At 30.0% G+C, this 2,080-nt stretch carries 4 protein-coding genes; all 4 read left to right on the forward strand.

All coding sequences use genetic code 11. From position 1 onward, the window contains the following. The first annotated feature begins 157 nt into the window (after positions 1-157). The 4 genes from HMPREF3050_RS00810 (at position 158) to HMPREF3050_RS12990 (ending at position 1,996) form a co-directional block, all read left to right on the forward strand. Entirely contained in the window at positions 158-784 is a 627-nt protein-coding gene (locus HMPREF3050_RS00810) for a hypothetical protein (RefSeq protein ID WP_070773135.1), read from the forward strand. 122 nt (positions 785-906) lie between these two features. Further along, positions 907-1,341 (forward strand): hypothetical protein, encoded by a 435-nt coding sequence (locus HMPREF3050_RS00815; protein ID WP_049224086.1) that lies wholly within the window; start codon positions 907-909, stop codon positions 1,339-1,341. 131 nt (positions 1,342-1,472) lie between these two features. After that, positions 1,473-1,619, forward strand: a complete 147-nt coding sequence (locus HMPREF3050_RS14515) for a hypothetical protein (protein ID WP_168166248.1) — start codon at positions 1,473-1,475, stop codon at positions 1,617-1,619. A gap of 23 nt (positions 1,620-1,642) precedes the next feature. Further along, the gene (locus HMPREF3050_RS12990; protein WP_070869974.1) at positions 1,643-1,996 is read left to right on the forward strand and encodes a hypothetical protein; all 354 of its coding nucleotides are present in this window, start codon (positions 1,643-1,645) and stop codon (positions 1,994-1,996) included. Positions 1,997-2,080 lie beyond the last annotated feature (84 nt).

Consider the following 2,080-nt stretch of genomic DNA (forward strand, 5'->3'; position numbering starts at 1 on the left):
TTTGCCCGACGGGGTGAAAAATACAGTTGCTACTTACTGACAGATAAGGCTAAATTTAAAGGTGCAAAAATATTACATAAAGAAAATTGTCATAAGGATAATCAGGGAAAGCCAAAACGAAATCACGATAAATTAATATTAAAGAAAGTTAAAGACCATGAGTAAAAAAATCTTATTTTTTATAGCTCTTTCTCCCTTTATTGTTTTAGCATTGCTATTTTCTTATGCTTGGATTGACACACCTGGAAAAGAGTTATGGTGTAAGAGATTTCTTTCTGAAGATAAAGAGTGGATGCTAATTGGAAATGGAGATAAGTATTCGTGTGAAAATAAGAATGTACGCCACATTAAAGTACATAATCAGAATGATTATCCAATTGAAGTACACTATTATTATGACTACCCTTCTAATGGAGATGCAAAATACGAATACTACATGACAAAAAGAATTATGCGACAAAATATAGAAATTCCAAAAAATTCAACATTGGTTTTCAAAATGATGACTAATAATCTTCTGCATATAGTATTTTTTAGTGCAACGGAAAATGAAGAAATGAATACTGAACGGTTCGAATTTGGACATGAATATTCATTTTTTGGAGAAGATATAAGTGAACCGGAAAGAAATGTAGTTTGTTTCAGTAAATCTGAAGAAGAATATCCAATTTGCAAGAAAGCTAAAGATATTTGTCAAGTCAAATTGGATATAAATGGAGAAAATGTGGAAAAAAGCAAATTGCTATGGAAAATGAACACCGTTGCTTGCAGTTATGAAAAATAGACTAGTCCTGTCGTTTCAAACATAGTGGTGCCAAAGCATTGTAAGAGTAGCTTAGATTGGCAATCCAATATTTGTAAAGGTCGTCTAAGATTTTTAAGACAACCTTCTTTTAAAGTGGAATCATGTTTAAAAAATTTGCTTTAATAACCATTTTGTTAACTATAATTTTTTCTTATTTTTATTTTAGATATAGCGCATATTGCCATTATAAAGAAAAGACTTTACCTAGTTATCCAGTTCCTAGTGATGGAGACCAATGTGAAAGGTTTAGCGTAAGTGAAAATAAAAAAATTGTTGTTTGTCTTGATAGTATAGGAAATTTTTTAAGCATAGACGGCCTCAACTCCGGTATCTATTTATATGATGACCAAGGTAAATTGCTGTCTTTTTATTATCTCTATAATGAAGTTTGGCTAGGAATGCCATTAGACTTGAACTTAGATGAAGAAGGTATATTCGATTTAGGTCTATATGCTCAAGCAGAATCTTTTTCTATAAACCCATCTATTTTCCATAGGATAGAAGCAAAATTTATTGATAACCTATGCCATAAATAAAAATTTAATCTATATTATTTTATATGATTCAATTATTTAAAAGCCGGGTGGGAATCTGCCGGTATTTTTATCCTTAAATAATATTGTTTCAATCCCCAATTGAAGTAGTTTTAAAATAATAGGCAAAGTTTATGAAAAAGAAAAAAATAGTGAAATGGTTTGGTTTCTTTATATTGATATTTGGGTTGGTTGAGTATTGGCGAATAACGGGGATGGAAGAAGAGATAAAAAATCTCTCTGTGAATTGCCAGATGCAAGAAAAAGGCATACTTGTTTAGAAAGTAAAAATAAGTTATAGATTATGAATAAAAAAATTTTAATGGTTTTATGTATCTTTTTATTATGTTTTTTTTATAAAAATCTCCACCCTAAGGTAACATATTTTTACTATAATGAAGGTAAGCGCACTAGTATCACCTTAATTAGGAGTGATGGTAGTAAGGAATACTTGCGTCCTTTTTTTACTAATAATGTAACTTTTTATTTTCCATTCGATTGGTCATCTGAACCAGATGGTATTATTTTAATATCAAAACATGAAACAACTATCTTTTTAAAAGAAGATATAACCTTTTGTACCATGGAAATTTACCTGGATGAAAATCAGAAAATTTCCGATGTTAAACAATATGATGGACTTTGTATTAAACCGTAGATATTCAATATTTGTAAAGTGTATTGAAAGACGAATTTTTCGCCACTGTCGCAGGCTGTACTTTGGCAGCTGCCATCGGAAAAT

The sequence above is a fragment of the Neisseria sp. HMSC065D04 genome (assembly GCF_001815675.1).
GTDB lineage: Bacteria > Pseudomonadota > Gammaproteobacteria > Burkholderiales > Neisseriaceae > Neisseria.

Bases quoted from the DNA above. Each gene is read 5' to 3' on its own strand.
- HMPREF3050_RS00815 (WP_049224086.1), top strand. From the start codon at position 907: ATGTTTAAAAAATTTGCTTTAATAACCATTTTGTTAACTATAATTTTT.
- HMPREF3050_RS00810 (WP_070773135.1), top strand. From the start codon at position 158: ATGAGTAAAAAAATCTTATTTTTTATAGCTCTTTCTCCCTTTATTGTT.
- HMPREF3050_RS12990 (WP_070869974.1), top strand. From the start codon at position 1,643: ATGAATAAAAAAATTTTAATGGTTTTATGTATCTTTTTATTATGTTTT.
- HMPREF3050_RS14515 (WP_168166248.1), top strand. From the start codon at position 1,473: ATGAAAAAGAAAAAAATAGTGAAATGGTTTGGTTTCTTTATATTGATA.